6 protein-coding genes are annotated in these 8,373 nt (G+C 58.6%); 2 read left to right on the forward strand and 4 right to left on the reverse strand.

Annotated elements, in window-relative coordinates; genetic code table 11:
* Positions 1-383: 383 nt before the first annotated feature.
* Positions 384-1,232, reverse strand: coding sequence for a split-Soret cytochrome c (locus ACZM96_RS07500; protein ID WP_489488280.1), 849 nt, complete (start codon positions 1,230-1,232; stop codon positions 384-386).
* A gap of 307 nt (positions 1,233-1,539) precedes the next feature.
* Here ACZM96_RS07500 and ACZM96_RS07505 point away from each other — a divergent pair, with 307 nt between their 5' ends.
* Positions 1,540-3,027 (forward strand): aminoacyl-histidine dipeptidase, encoded by a 1,488-nt coding sequence (locus ACZM96_RS07505; RefSeq protein WP_489488282.1) that lies wholly within the window; start codon positions 1,540-1,542, stop codon positions 3,025-3,027.
* Between the two features lie 184 nt (positions 3,028-3,211).
* Here ACZM96_RS07505 and ACZM96_RS07510 read toward each other — a convergent pair whose 3' ends face one another.
* From ACZM96_RS07510 to ACZM96_RS07520, 3 genes are all read right to left on the reverse strand, one after another.
* The gene (locus ACZM96_RS07510; RefSeq protein ID WP_489488284.1) at positions 3,212-4,579 is read right to left on the reverse strand and encodes a sodium-dependent transporter; all 1,368 of its coding nucleotides are present in this window, start codon (positions 4,577-4,579) and stop codon (positions 3,212-3,214) included.
* An 85-nt stretch (positions 4,580-4,664) separates the two neighbouring features.
* Positions 4,665-6,029: a sodium-dependent transporter gene (locus ACZM96_RS07515; protein ID WP_489488286.1), complete on the reverse strand. Its 1,365-nt coding sequence runs from the start codon at positions 6,027-6,029 to the stop codon at positions 4,665-4,667.
* A 203-nt stretch (positions 6,030-6,232) separates the two neighbouring features.
* On the reverse strand, positions 6,233-7,600 hold the full coding sequence (locus ACZM96_RS07520) for a sodium-dependent transporter (RefSeq protein WP_489488288.1): 1,368 nt from the start codon (positions 7,598-7,600) through the stop codon (positions 6,233-6,235).
* A gap of 337 nt (positions 7,601-7,937) precedes the next feature.
* On the opposite strand from ACZM96_RS07520, the gene ACZM96_RS07525 reads away from it, so the two are divergent.
* Positions 7,938-8,373, forward strand: a 436-nt coding sequence (locus ACZM96_RS07525) for a chloride channel protein (protein ID WP_489488290.1), incomplete at its 3' end; no start/stop codon positions are given.

Below are 8,373 nucleotides of genomic sequence, written 5' to 3' on the forward strand. Positions count from 1 at the left end.
GTCAAAGAACCGTGCCGCTCACTCGCGGCGGTGTTGCTTTATGCAACTTTTCGTTTCACCTGTCAACAACTTTTTTCAAGTTTTTTTCAGGCGGCGCTTTCGGCGGGGCGCTCGTTTGAGCCGCTGTGCCTCAGCGCGTTTTCGAGTTATGCCCATTTACCCCCGACTTGTCAAACACTTTTTTGCAGTTTTTTTATTCTTTTTTCATTTTTATATTTAATATACTGATTAAATTCATTTTATTTTTATCAACCCAAACAGATCAGTCAGGGGTTCCGCGGCAACTTCTGCCGCAATCGCCCGAAAACACGTTTTCATAAAAAAGAGGAGGGGGCTTCGGCCCCCTCCTTTTCCTCATCAATATGGAATGAGCCTTTCCCGATTTACGGATGGTTGTGGAACTTGTCCGCCGTGGCTTCGGAACCGCTGTGGCAGGGAGTGCAGTCCATGTTGCCCTTCTGGATGTCGGACATCTTGCCCTTGCCGTGGCAGGTGGTGCAGCCGGTCACGGATTCCTGCTTGCCGAGCGCGCCCTTCCATTCCTTGCCGGCTTCGATCTTGGCATTGAGGATTTCAATGGCCTTGCGGCTCACGTCGGCGGTGATGCGGCCGCAGCGTTCGCTGCGTTCCGTGCTGTTGGCCGCCAGCTTGGTGGCGTGCGACCAGCGGGAAACGGACACGTGGCAGAGCACGGAATGCGACACGCTGGTGGGCAGATCGCCCTTCACGCCCTGGGCGGCGTCGCCGGGATTGTAGATGGGGAAGGCCGTCTGTTCATACCAGCGGAACAGCTCGTTCACCATGGGCGTGGATTCCTTGCGCGGATAGAACACCGAGAAGGCCATGGCCGCGCCGGCAAGCGCGCCGCAGATGGTGCCCCAGTCGGACATGCCGCCCTTGAAGCCTTCCATCATGGTGAAGGGGAAGGTGTTGTAGGGGGCGCCGTACTTTTCCGCCATGGTGCCGACGATGCTGTAGAACACGCCGTAGCCGCAGCCGTAACCCTTATACCAGTAGCCCTGATAGGCCACGGAAGCCGCAGCGGCGAGGTCGTCGATCTTTTTCGGGGTCCAGCCGAACTCTCCGCCCATCTGCGCAAAGTGCCCGTTTTTGCCGCCGGACATGGCAGGCGCGGCGGGAGCCGCGATAACGGTACCGGACATGGCGGCAAGGGAACCACCAACGGCAAGACCACCCATAACGCCCAGCATGGCTCTTCTGCTGTATTCCATAATATTCTCCGAGGTAGAATAAATAATACACGTAAACCTGATTCCGTCTGAAAAAGGCATACGGTGGTACTATGTGATTAATAGAACATTATGTCAATCGGTCGGCAGGAAATTAAAAAATCCTGCACAGTTCTTCTCTGCTTTTCCCGGCATCACAGGCGCTGCAACGCTTTTCAAAGTGCTGCCAGCCTTGCCCCGAAGCGCCGGTTGCACCCGGGGGACTTCTTGAGTAAACCGAAACGGCACACCTCCGCGAGGTGGCATCATCCCAGGCATTTCAACGACATGGAAAATACAGGAGCAAGTTATGAACAATACGTGCAGCGCCGACAAGCCCTATCTCGGCTGGTTTGCCAAAATCTGCAGCATTCCTCATGAATCAAAGCACGAGCGTCAGCTCAGCGACTATCTCGTAACCTTCGCCAGCGAACGCGGTCTCGCCGTCAGGCAGGACGAAGCAGGCAACATTCTCATCCGCAAGCCCGGCACGCCCGGTATGGAACAGGCTCCCGCCGTGGTCCTTCAGGGACACATGGACATGGTGTGCGTGAAGGACAACGGCCTCGACTTCGACTTTGCCAAGGATCCGCTGAAACTCGTGTTCGACGGCGACAGCCTGCACGCCGACGGCACCTCGCTGGGCGCGGACAACGGCATAGCGCTCGCCTACATGCTCGCGCTGCTGGATTCCAAAGACATTCCGCATCCTCCGCTTGAAGCCGTGGTCACCGTGGATGAAGAAGTGGGCATGGGCGGAGCCACGGCGTTCGACGCCTCGCAGGTGACGGCCTCCATGTTCATCAACATGGACTCCGAAGAAGAGGGCGTGTTCTGCGTGAGCTGCGCGGGCGGAAGAAGAAGCAGAATGCACATTCCCGCCGCGTTTGAAGACGCGGCCGCCGTTTCCGAAAGCAGCGCCTTCCGCTTTTTCCGCATCACCGTGGGCGGCCTGGCGGGCGGCCACTCAGGTCTCGAAATCCACAAGGAACGCGGCAACAGCAACAAGCTGCTGGCCAGAGTGCTCGACGATCTCATGCAGACCTTCCCCTGCCGTCTGGCTTCCATCCACGGCGGCACGGCGGCCAACGCCATTCCCAAGGAGAGCTCGGCCGTGGTGTTCATCCGCGCCGACGAAGAAACGCTGCGCAGCCGTCTTGACGACTGGGCCGACGTTTTCCGTCACGAACTGCGGGGAGCCGACGGCGCAGGTCTGCACATTGCCCTGGAGAGCGCGGAAGGCGGCAGGATCATGACCGAAGAAAGCGCCGGACGCATTCTTGACGCCGCGCTGCTGATTCCCACCGGCATCGCCTCCATGGACATGACCATCACCACGCAGCGCCTGGTGGAAAGTTCCAACAACTTCGCCGTGATGCTCATGGAAGAAAACGGCGTGGTCTTCCAGTGCCAGACCAGAAGTTCCTCCGCCAGCCGCAAGGAGGCCCTCTGCCGTCAGATCGACGTGCTCGGCGCCATGGTGGGCGCAACCGTGGAACATTCCGGCGACTATCCGGCCTGGGAATACAATCCCGATTCCCGCCTGCAGCCGCTCTTTGAACAGGCCTACCGCGACCTCTTCCACAAGGACGCCAGAGTGGAAGGCATTCACGCCGGTCTGGAATGCGGTCTGTTCTCCGAAAAGTTCAAGAAGATCGGCCACCCCATGGACTTTCTCTCCTTCGGCCCGGAAGTCACGGGCGCGCATTCCACCAAGGAAACGCTCAACCTTCCTTCTGCGGAACGAGCCTGGCATCTGCTGCTTGAGGTTCTGCGCCGCATAGGCGAGCAGGCCTGAGCCTGCGTGCGTCGATTTCAGGCGAAGCGCGCGGAGCGCCGGACATGAAAAATCCGGCGTCGCCGCGCGAGCCGAAGCGACGCCGCAGGAGAAATCCTCACATCCGGGCTCACGCCCATAAACGAGAAGGCCGCGTCGGCAAGACGCGGCCTTCTCGATACTTCAGCGGTTCAGAGAGACGACATCAGGAAAAGAATTTCTGAATATAGCCCTGCACAAACACCAGCGCCACCACGAGAGGCAGAATCCACGTCAGGTAGAAGCGCAGGAACCTGGGAAACTTCACGCCGCGGCCGGCGTCGGTTTCCGCCATGAACTTGTCCCAGCCCCAGCCGAACTTGTGACAGCAGAACAGCATGAAGGTGATGGCGCCGATGGACAGCAGATTGTTGCTGAGAATGAAGTCCTCCAGATCCATGAGCGTGCTGCCCTTGCCCAGAGGCTGAATGCCGGAGAGCACGTTGAAGCCGAGCACGCAGGGCAGGGTGAGCAGGGTGAGCGCCACGCCGTTCACCACCGTGGACTTGCGGCGCGACCATTTCCACACGTCCATGCTGTAGGAAATGATGTTCTCGATGACCGTGATTACCGTGGTCAGCGCGGCCACGCTCATGAACACGAAGAACAGCGTGCCCCAGAAGCGTCCGCCGGACATGGAATTGAACACGTTGGGCAGCGTGATGAAAATCAGACCGGGGCCGGAACCGGGTTCCACGCCGAAGGCGAAGCAGGCCGGGAAAATGATGAATCCCGACATCATGGCCACAAAGGTGTCCAGGCAGACGATCCAGATGGATTCCTGCGTGATGGTGTACTCGCGCCCCAGATAGCTGCCGAAAATGCACATGGAGCCGATGCCGAGCCCCAGCGTGAAGAAGGCCTGATTCATGGCGTCGTTGAGCAGGCTCCAGATGCCGGCGTTCACGGCGCGCTCCCAGTCGGGAGCAAGGTAGAAGGTCAGGCCGTCCATCGCTCCGGGCAGGGTCACGGCGCGAAGGGCGAGTCCCAGCATGATGACGAGAAGCCCGGTCATCATGAACTTGACCACGCGTTCCACGCCCCGGCGCAGACCGAAGCCGCAGACGATGAAGCAGAGTATGGACGTCAGAAACGCCCAGAAGGTCATGCCCGCAGGATCGGCAAGCATGGTTCCGAAGGCGGCGGGCATCTGATCAGGCGCGAGGGCAAGCTGTCCCGTTGCGGTTCTCCACACGTAAAAGAGCATCCATCCGGCCACGGGAATATAAAACATCATGAGCAGATAGCTGCCTACAATGCTGAGCCAGCCCATGCGGTGCCAGTGCGTTCCCCGAGGTTCCAGCACGCGCAGCGCGTTGCCGAGGTTCTGCTGCGAGGCGCGGCCCACGGAAAACTCCATGATGAGCAGAGGCAGCGCCAGCATGAGCAGAAAGAACAGGTAGGCGACCACGAACACGGCGCCGCCGTACTTGCCCGTAATGTAGGGGAATCTCCACACGTTGCCCAGGCCGATGGCGCATCCGGCGGAAACAAAAAGAAAGCCGATGCGGCTGGCCATTTTTTCTCGTTGCATGACGTACTCCAGAAACGGGGAACAAAGGCGGCGCGCGCCTCGCCGCAGCAAGGCGCGCGCCGGAAGAAAGTTGCAGAAAAAGGGATCAGAAGAACTTCTGAATGTAGCCTTCCACAAAAATAACCAGAAGCACGACGGGCAGTATCCAGGTCAGATAGAAGCGCAGGAACTTGGGAAACTTCATGCCTGCACCGGTGTCGGCTTCGGCAATGAACTTGTCCCAGCCCCAGCCGTAGCGCTGGCAGCAGAACAGGCAGAAAATGAGCGAGCCGAGCGGCAGCAGGTTGTTGCTGATGATGAAGTCCTCAAGATCCATGATGGTGGAACCCTGCCCGAGGGGCTGAATGTCCGACCAGATGTTGAAGCCGAAAATACAGGGCAGGGTGCAGAGCGTAAGCACCACGCAGTTGATCTTCACGGCCTTTTTTCTCGTCCACTCGTAGGTGTCCATGAAGTGGGAGATGATGTTTTCCATCACGGCGATGACCGTGGTGAGCGCGGCCGCGCTCATGAACACGAAGAACAGCGCGCCCCAGAAGCGGCCGCCGGTCATGTTGTTGAAGATGTTGGGCAGCGTGATGAAGATGAGGCCGGGGCCGGCGTCGGGCTGCACGCCGAAGGCGAAGCACGCCGGGAAAATGATGAGGCCCGACATGAACGCCACAAAGGTGTCCAGAGAAACGATGAACACCGATTCCTTGGTCAGGGTGTTGTCCCGGTTGAGATAGCTGCCGAAAATGCACATGGCGCCGATGCCGATGCTCAGGGTGAAGAAGGCCTGATTCATGGCGTCGTTGAGGAGCGACATGATGCCGGCGTCCATGGCGCGCTGAAGGTCGGGCACGAGATAGAAGGCCACGCCCTTCATGCTGCCGGGCAGGGTGAGGGAATGCACGGCAAGGCCGACGACGATGACGAGAAGTCCGCCCATCATGATTTTGACCACGCGTTCCACGCCCTTCTGCAGGCCGAGCGCGCACACGCCGAAGCAGCCGAGGGAGGCGACAAGCGTCCAGAAAAGCATGATGCCCGGGCTGGCAAGCAGATTGGAAAAGACTCCCGGCACCTGATCCACGGGAACGGAAAGCGTGCCCGTCACCGTGGCCCAGCAGTAATACATCATCCAGCCGGCCACGGGAATGTAGAACATCATGAGCGCATAGGAGCCTATGATGCTGAAGCAGCCGAAATAGCTCCATTTGGAACCGGGCTTCAGTTCACGGAAGGCGCGGGACATGTTTCTTCTGGAAGCGCGCCCGACGGTAAATTCCATGATGAGAATGGGCAGACCCATGCCGAGAAGAAACACAAGATAGGCGACAAGAAAAACAGCGCCACCGTATTTACCCGTAATAAAAGGAAAACGCCATACATTGCCGAGTCCGATGGCACAACCGGCGGAAAGAAAAAGAAAACCCAGCCGACTGGCGAGCTGTTCTCGTTGAGCCATAGTATATTTCTCCTTGGCGGAAATATTTTTTCTTCATATATGTGAAACAGGGCGGCCCGGCAACCGGGGAAAAACGGCTTCCGCGGCCGCTCCCTCTTCACAAACGCTCCGACTTCCGCCGAAAAACGACGGAAAATCGTCGGGATGCGTCGTCTTTCCGTTTTTTGAAATGCTCTTACAAATTCGTCAAAATTTTTCCGAAATTAAAAGAACTTCTGAATGTATCCCTGCGCGAAGATGAAAAGAAACACCACCGGCAGAATCCAGGTCAGATAGAAGCGCAGGAACCTGGGGAACTTCATGCCCCGGCCCGTGTCGGCCTCGGCAATGAACTTGTCCCAGCCCCAGCCGTAGCGGTGACAGCAGAACAGCATGAACAGGAACGAGCCCAGCGGAAGAATATTGTTGCTGATGATGAAGTCTTCCAGATCGAGCACCGCGCTGCCGGGGCCGAAGGGCTGGAAGTCGGACCAGACGTTGAAGCCGAGAATGCAGGGCAGGGTAAGCAGGGTGAGCACCACGAAATTGATGATGGTGGACTTTTTGCGCGACCAGCCGTAGCCGTCCATGAAAAACGCAATGATGTTTTCGAGCACCGCAATGACCGTGGTGAGCGCGGCCGCGCTCATGAACACGAAGAACAAAAAGCCCCAGAAGCGTCCGCCGGTCATGTTGTTGAAGATGTTGGGCAGGGTGATGAAAATAAGCCCGGGCCCGGCGTCCGGCGTCACGCCGAAGGCGAAGCAGGCGGGGAAGATGATGAGTCCGGCGGTCAGGGCCACAAAGGTGTCCAGCGCCACGATGAGCACGGATTCCTGCGTGAGCGAGCGATCCTTCTTCAGGTAGCTGCCGAAAATGCACATGCTGCCCATGCCCACGCTCAGGGTGAAGAAGGCCTGATTCATGGCGTCGTTCAGCAGGGCGAGAAAGCCCGCGCCCACGGCGCGGCTCAAATCGGGCTTGAGATAGAATTCCAGGCCCTTGGAGCCGCCTTCCAGAAAACAGGAATGCAGGGCGAGCCCAAGCATGATGACAAGCAGCCCCAGCATCATGACCTTGACCACGCGCTCCACGCCCCGCTGCAGGCCCTGCCCGCAGATGGCGAAGCACGACGCGGACACCACCACGGTCCAGAACAGCAGCAGCCAGGGATCGGCCAGCATGCCGCCGAACACGGCCGGAACCTGCGCCGTGGGGACATCCAGACGGCCGGTCAGCATGAACCAGCAGTAGCAAAGCATCCAGCCGGCAATGGGAATGTAGAACATCATCAGAATATAGTTGCCTATGGGACTCATGATGCCGAACCTGTGCCACCAGCTGCCCCGGGGCTCAAGCTTGGCCAGAGCGTGGGCCATGTTGCGCTGCGTGGCGCGCCCCACGGAAAATTCCATGACCAGCACGGGAAGTCCCACGAAAATCAGGAAAAGCAGATAGACTACAAGAAATACAGCGCCGCCGTACTTGCCCGTAATGTACGGAAAGCGCCATACGTTGCCGAGCCCGATGGCGCACCCGGCCGAAAGAAGCAGAAACCCCAGTCTGCTGGCAAGTTGTTCACGCTGAGCCATGTTCAGTTCTCCTGAAGAAGATGATTTCTTCTAGGTATAGGATAAAACTCACGGGCCCGGCAACCGAAAATGTTCTCTTTTTCCCTTCAGAGGCATGCTTGCGCTGCCCGCGCTCCTGTACTACAGCTTTGCACAGGCAGGCGGCGGAAAAACGTCGGCCCTTCGTGTTGCGTTTACCATCGCAGCAGTGTTGCCTCGGTCAAGACAAAAAGACAGGTAACGATCTCGAAAAAAATGCATGCGCCTCTCCCTTCACGGTTGTCGGCGCAGCCTTGCCTTTGCCGTCGCTCCGCATCACCTTTCCCCACGAAGCCTTTGCGCCTCACAGGAATCATTCATGAATCAACATCGCCGCAAATACTGGATTCTGCGCGCCAATCGCGTTCTGCTCGCTCTGGAAGGCATCGTCATAGGCCTCGGCTGTGCCTGCGTCATATGCAGCTTCCGCCTTGCCCGCGACCATGCCGCTCCCGTTCTCTCCTCCTGGCTTGCAGGGTGGAAGGATAACTGGTGGATCGCGCCTCTCTGGCTGCTCGTTCTCGTCGCCGCCGCCCGCTTTCTGGGCTGGCTGGTCAAAAAAACTCCGCTCATTTCCGGCAGCGGCATTCCGCAGACCGAACTCATTGTCCGGGGCAGACTCCACGTCTCGCGCCGTGACTGGCTCCGCGTGCTTCCGGCAAAATTCGTCGGATGCCTCGTTTCCACGGTGGGCGGACTCTCCCTCGGCCGCGAAGGGCCCTGCATCCAGATGGGAGCCGCCACAGCAGCCCTTC

Source organism: Mailhella sp. (assembly GCF_057866825.1).